Annotated in this window: 17 protein-coding genes; 8 read left to right on the plus strand and 9 right to left on the minus strand. The window is 71.3% G+C overall.

From position 1 onward, the window contains the following. Positions 1-79 precede the first annotated feature (79 nt). Both tuf and FXO23_RS09715 read left to right on the plus strand, forming a co-directional pair. On the plus strand, positions 80-1,267 hold the full coding sequence (gene tuf, locus FXO23_RS09710; protein WP_158883134.1) for an elongation factor Tu: 1,188 nt from the start codon (positions 80-82) through the stop codon (positions 1,265-1,267). 186 nt (positions 1,268-1,453) lie between these two features. Beyond that, a complete protein-coding gene (locus tag FXO23_RS09715) occupies positions 1,454-2,116 on the plus strand; it encodes a TetR/AcrR family transcriptional regulator (protein WP_158883136.1) in 663 nt (220 codons plus the stop codon). A gap of 4 nt (positions 2,117-2,120) precedes the next feature. On the opposite strand, the gene FXO23_RS09720 is transcribed toward FXO23_RS09715, so the two are convergent. Both FXO23_RS09720 and FXO23_RS09725 read right to left on the minus strand, forming a co-directional pair. Beyond that, positions 2,121-2,861, minus strand: coding sequence for an SDR family oxidoreductase (locus FXO23_RS09720; protein WP_158883138.1), 741 nt, complete (start codon positions 2,859-2,861; stop codon positions 2,121-2,123). 125 nt (positions 2,862-2,986) lie between these two features. After that, positions 2,987-5,971, minus strand: coding sequence for an AfsR/SARP family transcriptional regulator (locus FXO23_RS09725; protein ID WP_158883140.1), 2,985 nt, complete (start codon positions 5,969-5,971; stop codon positions 2,987-2,989). A gap of 231 nt (positions 5,972-6,202) precedes the next feature. Here FXO23_RS09725 and FXO23_RS09730 point away from each other — a divergent pair, with 231 nt between their 5' ends. Both FXO23_RS09730 and FXO23_RS50720 read left to right on the plus strand, forming a co-directional pair. Continuing rightward, positions 6,203-6,796 (plus strand): ArsR/SmtB family transcription factor, encoded by a 594-nt coding sequence (locus tag FXO23_RS09730; RefSeq protein WP_158883142.1) that lies wholly within the window; start codon positions 6,203-6,205, stop codon positions 6,794-6,796. Position 6,797: 1 nt separating this feature from the next. Beyond that, positions 6,798-7,124, plus strand: a complete 327-nt coding sequence (locus FXO23_RS50720) for a hypothetical protein (RefSeq protein WP_179956735.1) — start codon at positions 6,798-6,800, stop codon at positions 7,122-7,124. A 5-nt stretch (positions 7,125-7,129) separates the two neighbouring features. Here the strand turns inward: FXO23_RS50720 and FXO23_RS09740 are convergent, their stop codons facing one another. After that, positions 7,130-7,549 carry a DUF6292 family protein gene (locus tag FXO23_RS09740; RefSeq protein WP_158883144.1) on the minus strand — a complete coding sequence of 140 codons (420 nt, stop codon included), beginning with the start codon at positions 7,547-7,549 and terminating at the stop codon, positions 7,130-7,132. Between the two features lie 195 nt (positions 7,550-7,744). On the opposite strand from FXO23_RS09740, the gene FXO23_RS09745 reads away from it, so the two are divergent. Both FXO23_RS09745 and FXO23_RS09750 read left to right on the plus strand, forming a co-directional pair. Then, positions 7,745-8,038 carry a hypothetical protein gene (locus FXO23_RS09745; RefSeq protein ID WP_158883146.1) on the plus strand — a complete coding sequence of 98 codons (294 nt, stop codon included), beginning with the start codon at positions 7,745-7,747 and terminating at the stop codon, positions 8,036-8,038. 63 nt (positions 8,039-8,101) lie between these two features. After that, positions 8,102-8,536, plus strand: coding sequence for a YciI family protein (locus FXO23_RS09750; RefSeq protein WP_158883148.1), 435 nt, complete (start codon positions 8,102-8,104; stop codon positions 8,534-8,536). A gap of 4 nt (positions 8,537-8,540) precedes the next feature. Here FXO23_RS09750 and FXO23_RS09755 read toward each other — a convergent pair whose 3' ends face one another. Next, positions 8,541-9,989: a methyltransferase domain-containing protein gene (locus FXO23_RS09755; protein ID WP_218951937.1), complete on the minus strand. Its 1,449-nt coding sequence runs from the start codon at positions 9,987-9,989 to the stop codon at positions 8,541-8,543. Positions 9,990-10,443: 454 nt separating this feature from the next. Continuing rightward, positions 10,444-10,704, minus strand: coding sequence for a WhiB family transcriptional regulator (locus FXO23_RS09760; protein WP_158883151.1), 261 nt, complete (start codon positions 10,702-10,704; stop codon positions 10,444-10,446). Between the two features lie 372 nt (positions 10,705-11,076). Between FXO23_RS09760 and FXO23_RS09765 the strand changes: the two genes are divergently transcribed. Then, complete coding sequence (locus FXO23_RS09765; RefSeq protein WP_158883153.1) at positions 11,077-11,577, plus strand: L,D-transpeptidase; 501 nt, start codon at positions 11,077-11,079, stop codon at positions 11,575-11,577. A 486-nt stretch (positions 11,578-12,063) separates the two neighbouring features. Here FXO23_RS09765 and FXO23_RS09770 read toward each other — a convergent pair whose 3' ends face one another. Both FXO23_RS09770 and FXO23_RS09775 read right to left on the minus strand, forming a co-directional pair. Next, entirely contained in the window at positions 12,064-12,918 is an 855-nt protein-coding gene (locus tag FXO23_RS09770) for an ABC transporter permease (RefSeq protein WP_158883155.1), read from the minus strand. Beyond that, the gene (locus FXO23_RS09775) at positions 12,905-13,846 is read right to left on the minus strand and encodes an ABC transporter ATP-binding protein (protein WP_158883157.1); all 942 of its coding nucleotides are present in this window, start codon (positions 13,844-13,846) and stop codon (positions 12,905-12,907) included. The genes FXO23_RS09770 and FXO23_RS09775 overlap by 14 nt, the downstream gene beginning before the upstream one ends. 197 nt (positions 13,847-14,043) lie before the next feature. On the opposite strand from FXO23_RS09775, the gene FXO23_RS09780 reads away from it, so the two are divergent. After that, positions 14,044-15,228, plus strand: a complete 1,185-nt coding sequence (locus FXO23_RS09780) for an FAD-dependent monooxygenase (RefSeq protein WP_158883159.1) — start codon at positions 14,044-14,046, stop codon at positions 15,226-15,228. Here FXO23_RS09780 and FXO23_RS09785 read toward each other — a convergent pair. Both FXO23_RS09785 and FXO23_RS09790 read right to left on the minus strand, forming a co-directional pair. Then, positions 15,225-15,950 carry a TetR/AcrR family transcriptional regulator gene (locus tag FXO23_RS09785; RefSeq protein WP_179956736.1) on the minus strand — a complete coding sequence of 242 codons (726 nt, stop codon included), beginning with the start codon at positions 15,948-15,950 and terminating at the stop codon, positions 15,225-15,227. The genes FXO23_RS09780 and FXO23_RS09785 overlap by 4 nt on opposite strands. 56 nt (positions 15,951-16,006) lie before the next feature. Further along, positions 16,007-16,801, minus strand: a complete 795-nt coding sequence (locus tag FXO23_RS09790; RefSeq protein ID WP_158883161.1) for an SDR family NAD(P)-dependent oxidoreductase — start codon at positions 16,799-16,801, stop codon at positions 16,007-16,009. Positions 16,802-16,814 lie beyond the last annotated feature (13 nt).

Here is a 16,814-nt window from a genome sequence, read left to right on the forward strand (position 1 = left end):
CCGGTGCTCCCACGCGCCGGTTCTGAATCCACCTGTCGAAATCGCGGGTGAGAAAAGCCCGCCCTGCCAAGGAAATCTGATGAGCAAGGAGCAGTACGCGCGGACCAAGCCGCATCTGAACATCGGCACCATGGGCCACGTCGACCACGGCAAGACCACGCTGACCGCGGCGATCACCAAGGTGCTCGCCGAGAGCGACCCGTCGACCACGAACTTCACCGCCTTCGAGCGCATCGACCGCGCCCCGGAGGAGCTCGCGCGCGGCATCACGATCAACATCGCGCACGTGGAGTACGAGACGCCGACGCGGCACTACGCGCACGTCGACATGCCCGGCCACGCCGACTACGTGAAAAACATGATCACCGGGGCGGCGCAGCTGGACGGGGTGATCCTGGTGGTGTCCGCCGAGGACGGCGCGATGCCGCAGACCCGGGAGCACATCGTGCTCGCGCGGCGGATCGGCGTGCCGCACCTGGTGGTCGCGCTGAACAAGGCGGACGCGGTGGCCGACCCCGAGCTGCTGGACCTGGTCGAGCTGGAGATCCGGGACCTGGTGTCGCGCTACGGCTTCGACGGCGAGCGGGTGCCGGTGGTCCGGGTTTCCGGGCTGAAGGCGCTGCGGGGCGACCCGGTGTGGACCAAGTCCGTCGTCGACCTGCTCACCGCCGTGGACGAGCACGTGCCGGTGCCGCAACGGGCGCTGGACCTGCCGTTCCTGATGCCGATCGAGAACGTCCTGACGATCACCGGCCGCGGCACGGTGGTGACCGGCGCGGTCGAGCAGGGCGTGATCCGGGTGGGCGACACCGTGGAAGCGGTGGGCCTCGGGCCGACCGTGTCCAGCGTGTGCACCGGACTGGAGACGTTCGGCAAATCGCTGGAGCGCGCGGAGGCCGGGGACAACGCGGCGGTGCTGCTGCGGGGCGTGAAGCGCGACGAGGTGCGGCGCGGCCAGGTGCTGTGCCTGCCGGGCAGCGTGCGGCCGCACACCCGGTTCGCCGCGGCGGTGTACCTGCTCTCCGCCGAGGAGGGCGGGCGGCGGAAGGGGTTCGCCACGCACTACCGGCCGCAGTTCTACTTCCGGACCTGCGACGTGGTGGGCGTGGTGCACCTCGACCAGGCCCCGATCGCGCTGCCGGGTGACACGGTCGAGATGACCGTCGAACTCGGCAAGCCGATCGCGATGGACCCCGGCCTCGGCTTCGCGATCCGCGAGGGCGGCCGGACCGTCGGCGCGGGCACGGTCGGCGCGGTGCTGGACTAGTGAACGGGTCGCGTCGGTCCTTTGTGGACCGGCGCGGCCCGCTCACCGCTTTCCGGTGATCTCGGCGTGGTGTCGTAACCGCAAGTATCCGATACCCGAAGTCCGAGATAAATCGACATATGGGAGTCCCGCCGCGCCAAGTCAAGGCGACCGGGACGCCGGACGGGCCCGGGTAAAGTCCGGCGGGTGACCGAGAACGCGGAGAACCACACCGTGCCCGACGGGCGCAGCGAGCGGTGGCGGGAGCGTCGCGCGGCCCGGCGGGAGAAGTTCGTCGACGCCACGTTCCGGGCCATCCTCGAGCACGGCCCGGACGTCTCCATGGACGAGATCGCCCGCGAGGCCGGGGTGGCCAAGGCCCGCTTCTACCGGTACTTCACCGACAAGCGGGACCTGTTCGACGCGGTAGCCGAGCGGACGATGACGGGCCTGTGGGACCGCCTCGCCCCCGCCCTCGACTTCGCGAACCCGAGCCGGGCCGGGGTCCGCAAGGCGATCAAGAGCTATGTCGACATGATCGACAAGGTGCCCAACGTGGCGCGGTTCCTGGCCGGGAGCCAGTTCGTCGACCGGTCCTACGAGACGGATCCGGTGCTCGAGGGCGGCCGGAAGCTCGCGACCCTGATGGCGCAAGCGTTCGCCGCCGGACTGGACGCCTACGACGTCTCGTCCGGCGGCGTGGAGCCGTGGGCGCACGCGACGGTCGGCGCGGTCGCGGCGGCCTCGGGGCACTGGCTGGAAACCCTCTCGATGAGCAAGCGGCGCCTCACCGAATACCTGACGACCTACGTGTGGGGCGCCCTCCAGGCCGCCCTGGCCTCGGAAGGAATCCTCGTCGACGCGGACTGATTCCTCACCAGGCGACGGGGCCTTCGTCGTTGAAGAAACCGCCGGTGGGTCCGTCCGGGCCGAGGGTGGCCAGCCGCACGGCGACCCGGGCGCCCTGCGCCGCGGTGCACGGGGCGCCGGGGTTGAAATCGGTGTCGCAGGGGCCGGGATCGGCGGCGTTGACCAGGAAACCGGCTTCCCGGAGTTCCTTGGCGTATTGCACGGTCAGCGAATTGAGCGCGGTCTTCGCGGGAATGTAGGCGCCCGACGGCGGCAGGGTCGCGAAGAGTTCCGCGAGCGGGCTGGCCGGATCGGTCATATCGGTGAGCGAGCCGAGCCCGCTGGAGACGTTGACGATGCGCGGCGCGGCGGAGCGCCGCAGCAGGGGCAGCACCGCGTTGGTCACGGTCTGCACGCCGAAGTAGTTGGTGTCGAACAGTTCCCGCGCGGCCTCGAGATCGATGGCGCTGGGCGCGGCCTGGGCGCCGGGGATCCCGGCGTTGTTGACCAGGACGTCGAGCCGCCCGAACCGTTCGCGGATCTCGGTGGCGGCGGCCCGGACGGTCGCGGGGTCGGTGACGTCCAGGGTGACCGGATGCACGTCCCCGCCGGCGGCCCGCAGGGTGTCCGCGGCCGCGGCGCCGCGGCGGGGGTCCCGCGCAGCCAGCAGGACCGTCGTGCCGAGTTCGGCGAGCTGGGCCGCGATCTCGTAGCCGATGCCCTTGTTCGCGCCGGTGACCAGGGCAATGGTGTTCTCGGAAGGCATCGCCCGATGCTGTCAGCTCAAGTGGACTTGAGATCAACCGCCCGTGCCGTGGCGAGCAACCGAGTGTCGGGGGTCGTGAGTGCTCCGGCCGGCGCTAACCGGCCTGTCCACTCACGACCCCAGTGTCAGTTCCGGGTGTGCTGGGTTTCGAGCAGGCCGAGGTCGGCGTGGAGGGCGCGAGCGATCTGCTGGTGGTGGTGGGCGCGGTCGGGGCGGCCGAGGTCGGCGTAGCTGTTCCCGAGGTGGTGGTGTGCGGTGGCCTGCTCGAGGGGTTCGCCGGTCGCCCGGGTGATGGCGAGGGCTTGCTGGTGGTGTTCCAGCGCGGCGGCCGGGTCGCCCGTGTGCCGGGCGAGTTCGCCAAGGTTGTTGAGGATTTCGGCTTCGTGGCTGCGGTTGCCGGTTTCGCGGGCGACTTCGAGAGCGTGCTGGATGTGCGCCCGCGCCCGCTGGTCGTCGCCCAGTTCGCGGTAGACGAAGCCGAGACCGTTGAGGGCATTGCTTTCCACATAACGGTTGCCGCTGCCGCGCGCGAGCGCCAACGCCTGTTCGAACCGGTTGCGGGCGTGGTCCTGGTTGCCGGTGCGGTGGTGGATGAGGCCGAGGTTGTTCAGCGCGTGGGCTTCGACGTACACGTTGCCCGTGCGCTGGGCCAGCGCGAGGCCCTGCAGGGTGTGGTCGAGGGCCCGCTCGTAGTCGCCGAGGTACCAGTACACGATGCCGAGGGCGTCGAGGTTGCAGCCTTCGATGTCGTGGTCGCCGATGGTGCGGCCGAGCGCCAGGCTCTGCCGGTGGTAGCCGAGGGCCATTTCGTAACGTCCGAGGCGCGCGGCGGTGGAGCCCAGGTAGTGCAGTGCGTAGCCCTCGATGTCCAGGTGGCCGTGCTGGTGCGCGACGGTGACCGCCCCGCGGAACTGGGTGGCGGCCCGGGTGTACCGGCCCCACCGCCACTGGACGAGGCCGAGGGCGACCAGCGCGTGGGCCTCCAGGCCGCGGTCGCCGGTCGTGCGGGCGGCGGCGAGGGCGGCCGTGTGCAAGGTGCGCGCGTCCTCGTGGAAGCCGCGGAGGTCGAGGTAGTGCCGCAACGCGCGGGACAGCTCACCGAGGACCGCCGGCTGGTCGCGGCGGGCGGCGTCGTGGGCGAGGGCGAGCAGGTTGGGACGTTCGGTTTCCAGCCAGGTCATCGCCTCGTCGTAGCTGCCGATGGCCGGTGCGGGTGCGGGCGAAGGCCGGGGATGGCGCTCCCGGGCGATGATGACGTCCGTGGCCGCCGAGGCGGTGCGCAGGTAGTAGTCGGTCAGGCGCAGCAGGGCCGCGGCGCGGAAGTCCGCGGGATGGTCGGCGGCGGCGCGTTCGGCGGCGTACAGGCGGACGAGGTCGTGCATGCGGTAACGGTTCGAGTGGTGCTCGTGCACCAGGTGCACGGCGAGCAGTTCCTGCAACAGCGCGCGGGTGCGGCTCGCCGGCAGGCCGAGGAGGCTCGCGGCGGCGGGCACGCCGATGTCCGGGCCGGGCACCAGGCCGAGCAGCCCGAGCAGCGTCGCGGCCTGGGCATCCAGCGCGTGCTGGGAACTGGACAGCACGGTCCGCACGTTGGCGGTCAGCTCGCCGGTGGCCAGGGCGTCGAGCCGGTCGGACTCGCCGAGTTCGGCCGCCAGGGTCGCCAGCGGGAAACCGGGGTGGGTGGCGGCCCGGGCGGCGACGATGCCCAGTGCCAGCGGCAGCCGTCCGCACCGGTCGACCAGCGCGGCGGTGGCGTCCGGTTCGGCCGCCACCCGGCCGGGCCCGGCGCAGCGCGCGAGCAACGTGGTCGCGTCGGCGGCGTCGAACACGTCCAGGGACAGGGTGCCCGCGCCGTGCCCGACCGCCAGGCCGGTGAGCCGGTGGCGGCTGGTGATCATGACCACGCAGGTCGGGCTGCCCGGCAGCAGCGGCACGACCTGGGTGGTGTCGCGGGCGTTGTCCAGGACGACCAGGATCCGCTTGCCGGTGACGAGGCTGCGGTACAGCCCGGTCTGGGCGTGCGGTTCGGCGGGGATCGCCCCGGGCGCCACCCCGAGGGCCTGGAGGAGGCCCCGCATCGCCACGGTCACCGGCAGGGGAACGCCGGCGGGAGCGAAACCGTGCAGGTCCACGAACAGCTGCCCGTCCGGGAACTCGTCGACGTGGTCATGCGCCCACCGCAACGCCAGCCACGTCTTGCCGACCCCGCCACCACCGATCACCCCGAGCACCACCGGACCGCTCGCCTCGGTTCCGTGGCGCCGCAACTCGGTGAGCCGCGCCAGCTCGGCGGCGCGCCCGGTGAACAGGCGCGGGGGCGCCGGCAACTGTCGCGGTGTCGGCGGCGCCGGACCCCCGTTCGCCGCTCCGGTGAGCGCGGGATCGGCGGCCAGGATCCGCTGGTGCAACTCCTGGAGGGCGGTGCCGGGGTCCGTGCCGAGTTCGTCGGCCAGCAGGCCGCGGGTCTTCTGGTAGTGGCCCAGCGCGTCCGCGGGCCGGCCGCACCGGGTCAGGGCGAGCATGAACTGCCCGGCCAGCCGTTCGTCCAGTGGTCGTTGCGCGGTGCGGGCGGCCAGTTCGGCCACCAGTTCGGTGTGCCGGCCACGGCGCAGTTTGAGATCGGTGAGCTCGAGATCGGCCGCGGTGCGTTCTTGGTCGAGGCTTTCGCGCACGGCGGCCAGCCAGGGCGTGTCCATCCCGGCGCAGAAGTCGCCGCGCCCCAGGGCGAGCGCCGCTTCCAGCAGTCGCACCGCGTCGTCCGGGTCGTCGGACTCGCGCGCCCGGGTGATCAGGTGGCGAAGGCGGTGGACGTCCACGGCCAGCGGATCGACGGTGAGCGTGTAGCCGCCCGCCTGCCGGAGGATCCGGACCTCCGGTGCGCCGGCCAAGGACTTTCGCAGGCGGGACAGGTAGGTGTGCAACGTTCCCCGAGCATGCGGCAGCGGTTCGTCTCCCCATACCCGGCCGATCAATTGATCCGCCGAAACCGGGCGGTTGGCGTCGAACAGGAGGGCAGCCAGAACGCACCGCTGCCGCGGATGGCCGACGTCGACCATTCGGCCACCGACCCGCGCTTCGACATTCCCCAGCGTCGCGAAACTTGCGGTCACCAGCTCCCCCAAAAGTAGCGACTCCTCGCATTTCTAGCCGGTTTCATGAACAACTTCAAGCGCGTTGCCCAAGACGTGAAGAAACGGAATTCGGAAGAAGTTCGAACGGCAATCGGGAACCCCAATTCTGGTTCCATCCCCAAGTTCGCGCGCTTTCCCGCGGACCGGCAGGCCCAATTGGACAAGGGGACTTGTCTTGACAATTCAAGTTGTCGGTGGGAGTGTTGCCGCATGCACGAAGTGGCGGTGATCGACGATCCGGCGGCGGCCGAGGTTTCCCTGGATCCCATCCGAACCCGGCTGCTCGCCGAACTGGCCGAACCCGGCTCGGCCACCACCCTGGCCAAGAGCGTGGGCCTCCCCCGGCAGAAGGTGAACTACCACCTCAGGACCCTCGAGCGCCACGGCCTGATCGAACTGGTCGAGGAGCGCCGCAAGGGCAATATGACCGAGCGGGTGCTGCGCGCCACCGCGGCGTCGTACGTGATCTCCCCGGTCGCCCTCGCCGGTGTGCAGCCCGATCCGGACCGCGCGCCCGACCGGCTGTCCGCGCGCTGGCTGCTCGCGCTCGCCGCCCGCATGGTCCGCGAGGTCGGTGACCTGATCGCCGGCGCCACCAAGGCGCGCAAACGGGTCGCCACCTTCGCGATGGACGGTGAGGTGCGCTTCGCGTCGGCCGCCGATCGGGCCGCCTTCGCCGAGGAACTGACCGGCGCGGTCACCGCCCTGGTGAGCAGGTACCACGACGAGCAGGCCGAAGGCGGGCGCGCCCACCGCGTGATCATCGCGGTCCATCCCAGCGTCAAGACCGGGAAGGAGCACTGAGATGGGCCACGAGTTCTCGTCGCACCGGGAGGCCGAACTCGGCGCGACGCCGGAACAGGGTGTGGGACGCGATCGCGTACTTCATGAAGACCGGGGTGGGCATGCCGGGCGTCTTCGTGTTCCTGATGCGCTTCCTGCCCGCGTGGCCGAAGCTCAACGACGCGGCCGTGCTCGGCGACGCCGGCACGGGCAAACCGCTGAGCGCGCAGCGGTGGGCCGGAGCGCGGGCGTCCTGCCCGGCGCCCGGCACCACACGCTCGACGGCCAGACCCACATCGTCGAACCCGCCGCCCTCGCGCCGGTGCTGGTGGACTTCTTCGCGCACTGAGGTGGTCAGGCCAGATACCGGGCGAGTTCGCCGTGGTTCCCGGACCGGCGCAGATTCGGCGGATCCGGTTGGCCGAAGCTGTGGTCCCCGGTGCGCAACGCGGTGAGGAAGCGCACCACCCGCCCCGGATCCGGCAGGACATCCGGCCCGCCGAGGTAAGCGAGCACGATCAGGTCCTCGCCGGAATGCGTTTCGATCGCCGCCGACCAGCCGTGCTGTTCGTCCCACAGCAGCGCGAGATCGCGTTCGGGAAACCGATCGACGCGCCAATCCAGTGCCAGGTAAGCGGAAACGGGTATGTCGAGGTCGATGGTGCAGGACTCCAGGCCGATGCCGAGCGCGGCGGCGACGTGGCCGAGGTAAGCGCGAAACCCTCGGTCGAACCGGAACTCGGCGTCGGCGCTCGGATCGGTCGTGCTGGTCACGGGTCCTGCCTCTCCCTGGAGTCGCTCCGTCCGCGGGATAGCTACCCTCGCGGGGCAATCGGCAAACGGGGATCCGGCGCGTTCCGGCGGTGAATGACAAACACCTGTCCGGTCTGGGGCGTAACACGTCCGCATCCCCCGGCGACTCCCGGACGTCCGGCACCGCCGACACCGGCGGGCCAGGAAGGAAGTCCGGTGATCATCGTCCTGCTGATGTGCGCGCTCGCCGCGGGCCTGGTCGGGTGCCTGCTCTGGCTGGCGCGGGCGATGGTGCTCGAAATGGTCCAGGCGCTCCGGCACGCCACCCAGATGGAACGCCTGCTCGCCCAGCGCAGTTCCGAGGTCGCCCAGTCCCTGTTCGTCCGCGGTCACGTCGCCGAAGCCGCCCGGTTCGCCGATCTCGCCAGCGCTTTCGAGGACGGGGTCGAAGACGGCATCGCCCACGCCCGGCGCTGGGAGCGGCGCGCGAACCCCTGGCGGCGGCGCTGACGGGAATGTCCGAAATTGGGCTAGGGTTCCCGCCAGACACCGCGAACCGGAGGAGAAGCGGCCATGCGATTCATGGTGATGGTCAAAGCCAGCGAGGAAACCGAGGGCGGCGTCATGCCCACCGAGGCGGAACTCGCCGCGATGGGCGCGTTCAACGAGGAACTGGTCAAGGCCGGGGTGATGCTCGCGGGTGACGGCCTGCACCCGAGTTCGAAGGGGGCGCGGGTGAAGTTCTCCGGCGGGAAACCGAGCGTGACCGACGGCCCGTTCGCCGAGGCCAAGGAGCTGATCGCCGGGTACTGGATCTGGCAGGTCGCTTCCCTGGCCGACGCCCTCGAATGGGCCAAGCGCATCCCGTTCGCGCCCGATGGGGGCGGCGAGGTCGAGATCCGCCAGGTGTTCGAGGCCGACGACTTCGGCGCGGAGTTCACCCCCGAACTCCGCGCGGCCGAGGAACGCCAGCGCGAGCAGGCCGCCAGGAACGCCGCGGGCGCCTGATCCCTTACCGCTTCACGCAGGTGTAGGCGCCGTAGACGGACCTGGTGAACTCGGCCTGGACGATCTCGAACCCGGCCGCCGCCAGCATCGGTTCCAGCAGCCACCGGAACGTGCTGAACTCCGTGCGCAGGTGCTCGGCGAAGTCGTCCCGGGTGTACCCGCGCGCGGGATCCTCGGCCGCGCCCGCGAACCAGGTCTCGACGACCTGATCGGCCTCGCCCGGCTGAAAATCGAAGATCAGGTCGTGCAGGCGCAGCACCCCGCCCGGCCGCAGGATCCCGCCGATGCGTTCCAGCGCGAGCGCCTTCCAGAAGTCCGGCAGCTGGTGCAGCGCGTTGCGGGTGTAGACCGCGTCCGCGGGCGGTCCCTCGTGCGCGTAGCTGAGGAAACCCGCGCGCACGCATTCCACGTTGGCGAGCCCGGCGTCGGCCACCCGTTCCTCCAGGTAGCGCAGCATCGCCGGGGACACGTCGACCGCGACCACTCGCCGGAACCGGGACGCGGCGGCCAGGGCGAACCGCCCGGTCCCGGCGCCCAGGTCCACCACCGTGGACTCGGCGTTCAGCCCGGATCCGGTGAGCACGTCCAGGTCCCCGGTGGGGTCGGGATAGCCCTGCTTGGCCTCGAACCCGGCGACGAACGCCGGGTCCAGGTGCTCGGGGCCGGCGTACGCGAGTTCGTCGACCATCCACGACTTGATCATGGTGGGATTCTCACCCGAACTCCCGGTCCGGGGCGAATCGTTTTCCTTCGAGCGGAGCCGTTCCTGCCGCCGGGCCAGTTCGCGCAGCCGCGGCGGGATGGGGTCCCGCCCGGTGCGCAGCCGCTCGCGGACGTCCCGGGCCGTGCCGAGGGCGACCCCGGCGGCGCCCGCGATCGTCCGCAGGGAGGCGCGCGGATTCTCCTTGAGCAGCTTGATGGCCCGCCGGCGACCGGCCAGCGCGTTCATCGGGCGGGTCCGCCCGTCTTCGAGGAGCCGCTCCCGCGGCGTGGCGGAGACCCCGATCTGCTTCCGCATCGACGCCACGACCCGGCGCGAAAGCCCGGTGACCGCGGCGATCACCTGATCGGACCGGTGCGGCTGGGATTCGAGGATGCGGGCCGCCGCGGTGGCCCGGTCGATCGGCGAGAGGCTCAGGCCCTGGGTGGCGTTCAGTTGGACGGAGAGCAGGAACGCGTCGGCGTCCGAACCGTCGAAGAAGCGGACCGCGATCTCGGTGTCGCCGCGCAGCACGGCCGCCCGCACGCGATGCCTGCCGTCGATGACCCGCATGGTGGTCCGGTGCACGACGATCGGCGGCAGCGGGGTCTCCAGCGCGGCGAGGGCGCGCACGTGCTCCAGGTCCTCACCGCCCACCCGCGGTGAATCCCCGGGCCGCAGCGCGCTGACCGGCACCATCGTCTCCGCGAAGGACTCCAGCGCGCCGGTCATGCGGGAATGCGGACCCTGCACGCGATCCTCACCCGGGGCTGGGGTTTCCCAGGAAAGGCACGCCCAGTGCGTGCAGGGTGACCTGGCCGGGCCCTGCACTGGGCACGCGCGGCGCGGCCAAGACCAAGCGGAGCCACCGGTCCGGGCGGGAGGGCGGCGGGCCCGTGCTTCCCCCGCCCGCCGCCTCCCCGCGGCGCGTCAGGAACCACCGGCGTACCGGGCCCCACCCTCGCCGTCGACGGCTGGGCCCGCCGGCCGCCACGGATCGGCCCGGTCGAGCGACTCGACATCGATCTCCCCTCATCGCCACCGAATCCCGTGGCTTCCGAGTCCGTTTCCGGACTCTCCTGATCGCTGTCCGTAGCGTGCCACCGGATTCGCCGCACCGGCATCGCGTTTCCCGCATACCACGGACAAAAGTCCAGTTCAGCGGGGTCGAGTCAGTTTTCCGGTCCGGAAATCCGGACTACGCCGATCAGGCGGCGCGGGACGGGCGCGGCGCGCGGGACAGCTTCCGGCGCTCCCGCTCGGTGGTGCCGCCGAAGATCCCGTGGTCGAGTGCGTTGTCGAGCGCGTAGTTCAGGCACTGCGCGCGGACCGGGCACCGGGCGCAGACGGCCTTCGCCTCGGCCACCTGCCGGGCGCCCGGACCGATGTCGGATACCGGGAAGAACAGTTCGGGATCCTCGTCCTGGCAGGCGGCACGGTGCCGCCAGTCAGTCACGTCGTACTCCATGGTGCCGCCTCCTTCAGGGCGTGTTCGGTCACGAGGTCTTTGCGAACAAACGATCAAATTTCTGGCATTCCCGTACGCGGCGCGGATTACACGTCGAACCGGTGCCGCACGCCCGTGCTCCGGCGGAAGAGCCGACCGGTATCGGGCGGGTTCGGGCCAGCGGGAGGTTCAACGCGCGGTAGCCGGGCTTTGTTCCGCAGCGTGAGATTACCGGTCACACAGCGCGCAGGCGACCGGATTTCCCCCGGTCACCGGCGGTATTCGGCGCGGCTACGAGCGGCGCGCGCGAAAGGTTGCGTCCCTTCGCTCGCAACTTCCCCACCGGATCGGCCGTACCTCCCGCCACAGATCCACGAAAGCCGGAGGAATCGAATGCGCAGGACCAGGATGGCGCCGGGGCTGGTGCTCGGCGCGCTCACCGTGCTCACCGCTTGTTCGGCGCCGGACGTCGCCGCGCCGCATCCGCCGGTCGGCGCGGCGGCCCTGCCCGCGGCCACCAGCACCACCACTCCCCCGCCGCCCGCGACACCGTGCGCGGCCGGGGTGGACGCGTGCGTCAGCCTGTCCGCGCGGCAGGCGTGGCTGCTGCGCGACGGCGCGGTCCGGTTCGGCCCGGTGCCGATCATGCCGGGCAAACCCAGCGGGCCGACCCCGACCGGGACGTTCCGCGTCCAGTGGAAGGACCGGGACCACCACAGCAAGGAGTTCGACGCGCCGATGCCGGATTCGGTGTTCTTCGCGCCCGGCGGAATCGCCTTCCACGCCGGGAGCCTGCAGACCCCGTCGAACGGCTGCATCCACCTCGCCGACGCGGACGCCCGGCGCTTCTTCGACGAGCTCGCGGTCGGCGCGGTGGTGCAGGTGGTGCCGTGAAGAACCCGGGGAGCCGCAGCCAGCGGGTCCCCGGGTGGGGTGGGGTCGTGAGTGTTTGGTCCGGTTCTAACCGGCCGGAACACTCACGACCCCCAGTACTTGGTTCCCATACAAGAGACGGTGACCGGTCCGGGCGTGCGGGCGCCGCCTTGCTGCCACCCCGATGCCGTCGCACGTTGTCGGCAACGGGGGACTCGCACGTCCGAAACGGGGGACACGCGCCAGCGGGGTCCCCGCCCGCGGCGAGTCCCTCGTTCTGGTCGCGTGTGTTCCCCGTTCCGGTAGCCCGAGTTCCCCGTTCCGGTACCCGGAGGACACCACTGTGGCTTTCGGGGCGTTGAAGGTACCGAACGCCGCATTGGGTACCTCCGACCACCACCACCCGCCCGGTTTCACACTTTGCCGGCCAAGCGCGGCTCATCGAACGGAAACACCAGATCACAAGCAGGTGACCAAATGAGAGTCCACTCTAACCGCCCAAAACACTCACGACGAGATGTCGCGGCGGCGCAGCGTCACCAGTGACACGGCCGCGAAGGCCAGCAGGTACGCCACCAGGATCACCACGGCCTGCGTCCCGCCGGAGAGGAAGTTGATCCCCGGTGGGGGCGCGCCGAGATCGGTGCCCCGCACGATCGCGCCCACCACGCTGCCCGCGTCCGCGGCGGGGAGCACCTTGCGAACCGGTTCCAGCCAGGAGACCTGGCCGCCGAGGACGTTGGTGATCAGGTTCTCCACGCCCATGATCCACACCAGGCCCAGCCCGATCGGCAGCGCCACGGTCCGGAAGAGGTAGCCCAGGGCCGCGCCGCAGAACGCCCACATGGTCAGCACCAGCCAGCCGCCGCCGATCCCGGTCAGCAGGGCCGCGACGTCCGGCCAGCGCGCGGGGTGCCCGGTCGTGACCGCGACCAGTCCGCTGCAGACCGCGCCCGCGGCGAAGGCGGCCACGACCGCGATGAGCGTGCCGATCGCGACGCCGGCGAGCTTGGCGGTGCCGATCTGGGCGCGCGAGCGCAGCTGGGTGGCCCGCGTTTTGACGGTGTCCCAGGCGTAATCGCTGCCCGCGACCAGCACGCCGAAGATCAGCGCGAGCGCGCCGCCGAACAGCGGCATCCCGCCGAGGGTGTTGGGCACCAGCTGATCCGGCAGCGCCGCGGCGAGGTAGGCCTCGGGCGTCGCGAATCCGTTGCCGGGTGAACCCCGGCCGGAGAGGTAGCCGGTGATCGGCAGCAGGTAGGCGAAGGTCAGGCTCAGCGCGAGCTCGGCCGCCAGCAGCACCCAGACCGCGGGTCGCTTGCGCAGCACCAGAAGCTCCGCGCGGATCTCAGCGCTGATCATGGTCGTCCCCTTCGTTCGTCAGGGTCAGGAACACTTCTTCGAGGCTGCTTTCCCGGCGCCGGACGCCGAAGACGTCGATGTCGTGCCCGGTGAGCAGGGCGACGAGTCCGGGGATCTCGTGGTCTTCGATCTCGGCTTCGAGTCGTCCGGCGGTCGCCTTCACCCGCTCCCCCAGCGGTTCCGCGGCGAGCGCGAGCGCGCGGCCGACCGGTTCGGCGTGCACGACCACCACGCCCCGACCGCGCAGTTCGCCGACCGTGCCTTCCCGGACGATCCGCCCGCGGGCCAGCACCGCGACCCGGTCGCAGACCTCCTCGACCTCGGCCAGCAGGTGGCTGGACAGCAGCACCGTGTGCCCGTCCTCGCCCAGGCGGCGCACGAGGTCCCGCATGTCCAGCACGCCCTGCGGATCCAGGCCGTTGGTCGGCTCGTCGAGCACGAGCAGATCCGGGTTCTTGAGCAGGCTCGCCGCCACCCCGAGACGTTGCTTCATGCCCAGCGAGTACTCCCGCGTCCTGTCCCGCGCGCGGGCGGACAGGCCCACCCGGTCGAGCACCTCGTCGACCTTGGCCACCGGCGCCCCGGCCTGGCGGGCGAGCACGCGCAGGTTGTCCCGGCCGGACAGGTAGGGGTACATCCCGGGGCCCTCGATCAGCGCGCCGACGCGGGCCAGCGTGCGCGGGGGCGGTTCGCCGAAGACGGCGACCTTCCCCGTGGTCGGGCGGACCAGCCCGAGCAGCATCCGCAGCAGCGTGGTCTTGCCCGCGCCGTTCGGCCCCAGCAGACCGAACACCTGGCCGCCGGTGACCCGCAGGCTGACCCCGTCCACCGCGGCGCGCGTCCCGTACCGCTTGGTGACCGCCTCGGTGCTCACCGGGTCGTCCGCCGCCCTCCGGGGCTGGACGATTTCACTCAGCTCTATTCCCATGCCCGCCAGCGTGGCGGGCGGGCGGCCGTCTCCGCGCCGGAGCAGCGGCGGCTTTCGCGGTACGCCGCGCTCGGTACTCGCGCTGCGCGCCTACGCGTGCCGACGTAGGCCGCACCCCGGCTCACCTGCGAGTTTGGCAACCTCCGCGAACTGTGTCTAGAGTACACAGTTCATTGAGGCGGAGGAGCCAACGAGTCATGAAGAACCTGAAGGTCCTGATCTCCGGCGCCGGAATCGCCGGCCCGGCCCTCGCGTACTGGCTGCACCGGTACGGCTGCACGCCGACCGTGGTGGACATCGCTCCCGCGCCGCGGGGCGGCGTCTTCGCGGTCGACTTCCGCAGCGCGGCCCATCTCACCGTGCTGGAACGAATGGGCATCCTCGACGAACTGCGCGACCTGCAGACCGGGGGCAGCCCGATGAGCTTCGTCGACGAAACCGGCGCCGAACTGTTCCGGTTGCCGGGCGAACTCGCGGGCGGCGATCTGGAAATCCTCCGCGCGGATCTGGCCCGGGTCGTCTTCGAACGGACCCGGGAGACCACCGAATATCTTTGGGGCGAAACGATCACCGCGCTGACCGAGACGTCCGGCGGGGTCGAGGTGACGTTCCGCGGCGGCAGCACGCGGACCTTCGACCTCGTGGTCGGCGCGGACGGGATGCATTCGAACGTCCGCCGCCTGGCCTTCGGTCCCGAATCGGATTTCCGCACCTTCCTCGGCTACTACTTCGCCTCCTGGAAGTTCCCCAACTACGGCGATTTCGGCCAGACGGCCGTGCTGTACAACGTGCCGGGCCGGGCCGCGGCGGTGTCGAGCCAGCCGCACGACCCGGGGTACGCGGGCACCCTGTTCGTGTTCGCCTCCGCGGAACTCACCTACGACCGGCACGATGTGGTGCGGCAGAAGGAAATCCTGGCCGAGGTGTACGCGAACATGGGCTGGGAGGTGCCGAATCTGATCGCGCGCCTGCACCAGGCCGAGGACCTCTACTTCGATTCGATCAGCCGGATCGACGTGGACGACTGGTCGCGCGGCCGGGTGGTGCTGCTCGGCGACGCCGGGTACGGCGCGACCGTGGGCGGGATGGGGGTCGGCACGGCGGTCGTGGGCGCCTATGTGCTGGCGGGCGAACTGCTGCGCGCCGACGGCGAGCACCGCGCCGCGTTCGCGCGGTATCAGGCGCTGCTTCGCGACTACGTCCGGGAATGCCAGCGGGGCGGCGAGGGAACCGGCCTGTTCCTCGCGCCGAAGACCGCGGAGAACCTGGCGGCCCGCAACGGGCTCATGGCGACCCAGGCGGCGTCGGCCGAACAGGTGGAAACCGCGGCGGAGCGCGCCGCCGACATCGTGCTGCCCGACTACCCGGCCGAATCGAGCTAGGCGCCCGCTCGCCGGGCGAGATGCAGCTCGAGCCCGTCGAGGATGCGGTCCAGGCCGAAGTCGAGTGCGTTGTCCCGTGCGGTTTCCGGTTCGGCCGCGACCGCGGCGCGGAGGGCGGGATACCGGTCGCCGTGCGCCCGGAGCAGTTCGGTCAGCATCGCCGCGAGTTCCCGTTCGGGTTTCCGGGCGCCGGTGGCGGTCACCACCTGCTGGGCGACGGTGCGCACGTGCCCGCTGACCACGAACACGGCGTCCATCTGTTCGGGGCCGGTCAAACCGGTGCCGCCGAGCGCGTCCACCCCGCGTTCGGTCCAGCCGAGTTCGTTCGGCCCGGGCGCGCGGACCCCGGTCATCGCCCCGAGCAGCCAGCGGTGGTGTCGCAGCGTCGCCCACATCCGATGCGCCCACTCGCGCAACTTCTCCCGCCAGCCGGACAGGGCGGACAGGTCGGGCGGCTCGCCCAGCGCGCGGTCGATCATCAGGGCGACCAGTTCGGCGCGGCCCGGGACGTACCGGTACAGGGACATCTTGGTGAATCCGAGGGAGCCGGCGACCTTCTGCATGGTCACCGCCGCGAGCCCTTCCGCGTCGGCGATCTCGATCGCCGCGTCGGTGATGCGTTCCAGGCTCATCGCGGGTTTGGGGCCGCTGCGGGGGACCGGGCGGCGCCCCCACATCACCATGACCCCGCTCGCCTGGTCCCCGAACACCTCGTCGTCCATGGTCCGTGTGTAGCACACACTGTGTCTCCCGGACGCAGTGCCGCGGCCCGGATCGGTTACGGCACGATCGAATCGACGTAACCGCCGTCGACGCGGACCGCCGCGCCGGTGGTGGCCGAGGCCAGGGGCGAGCTGAGGTAGGTGACCAGGTTGGCGATCTCCGCGGGCTCGATGAGGCGTTGCAGCAGCGACTGCGGCCGGTGCTCGCGCATGAACGCGCGCTGCGCCTCCTCCCACGGCAGGTCCGCGTCCACCAGCTGGTAGACGAAGTCCTCGACCCCGGCGGTGTGCGTGGGCCCGGCGATGACCGAGTTCACGGTCACCCCGGTGCCGGCCGCTTCCTTGGCGAAACCCCGGGAAACGGCCAGCAGCGCGGTCTTCGACATGCCGTAGTGGATCATCTCGGCCGGGGTCACGATCGCCGAATCGCTGGCGATGTACTGGATCCGGCCCCAGCCGCGGTCGACCATCCCGGGCAGGTAGGCGCGGGTCAGGCGCACCGCGGAGAGCACGTTGACCTCGAAGTAGCGCCGCCATTCGTCATCGGTGATCTCCAGCGCCGGCTGGGCGCCGAAGATGCCGAGGTTGTTGACCAGGATGTCGGCTCGCGGCACGAGTTCGGCGACCCGGGCCGCGCCCTCGTCCGTCGAGACGTCGGCGGCGGCCGGGATCACCTGCGCGCCGTCGACTTCGCCGCGCAGGCGTTCGGCCGCCGTCGCCACGGTTTCCGGTGACCGCCCGTTGATCGCCACCCGCGCCCCGGCGCGCGCGAGCGCGGTCGCGATCGCCGCGCCGATGCCCTGGGTGGATCCGGTGACCAGCGCGGTCTTCCCGGTGAGGTCCAACTGCATCGATCCGTCCCTC

It is taken from the genome of Amycolatopsis anabasis (assembly GCF_009765355.1).
Lineage (GTDB): Bacteria > Actinomycetota > Actinomycetes > Mycobacteriales > Pseudonocardiaceae > Amycolatopsis > Amycolatopsis anabasis.

Bases quoted from the DNA above. Each gene is read 5' to 3' on its own strand.
- tuf (WP_158883134.1), top strand. From the start codon at position 80: ATGAGCAAGGAGCAGTACGCGCGGACCAAGCCGCATCTGAACATCGGC.
- FXO23_RS09720 (WP_158883138.1), bottom strand. From the start codon at position 2,861: ATGCCTTCCGAGAACACCATTGCCCTGGTCACCGGCGCGAACAAGGGC.
- FXO23_RS09730 (WP_158883142.1), top strand. From the start codon at position 6,203: ATGCACGAAGTGGCGGTGATCGACGATCCGGCGGCGGCCGAGGTTTCC.
- FXO23_RS50720 (WP_179956735.1), top strand. From the start codon at position 6,798: ATGGGCCACGAGTTCTCGTCGCACCGGGAGGCCGAACTCGGCGCGACG.
- FXO23_RS09750 (WP_158883148.1), top strand. From the start codon at position 8,102: ATGCGATTCATGGTGATGGTCAAAGCCAGCGAGGAAACCGAGGGCGGC.
- FXO23_RS09760 (WP_158883151.1), bottom strand. From the start codon at position 10,704: ATGGAGTACGACGTGACTGACTGGCGGCACCGTGCCGCCTGCCAGGAC.
- FXO23_RS09765 (WP_158883153.1), top strand. From the start codon at position 11,077: ATGCGCAGGACCAGGATGGCGCCGGGGCTGGTGCTCGGCGCGCTCACC.
- FXO23_RS09770 (WP_158883155.1), bottom strand. From the start codon at position 12,918: ATGATCAGCGCTGAGATCCGCGCGGAGCTTCTGGTGCTGCGCAAGCGA.
- FXO23_RS09775 (WP_158883157.1), bottom strand. From the start codon at position 13,846: ATGGGAATAGAGCTGAGTGAAATCGTCCAGCCCCGGAGGGCGGCGGAC.
- FXO23_RS09780 (WP_158883159.1), top strand. From the start codon at position 14,044: ATGAAGAACCTGAAGGTCCTGATCTCCGGCGCCGGAATCGCCGGCCCG.
- FXO23_RS09785 (WP_179956736.1), bottom strand. From the start codon at position 15,950: ATGGACGACGAGGTGTTCGGGGACCAGGCGAGCGGGGTCATGGTGATG.
- FXO23_RS09790 (WP_158883161.1), bottom strand. From the start codon at position 16,801: ATGCAGTTGGACCTCACCGGGAAGACCGCGCTGGTCACCGGATCCACC.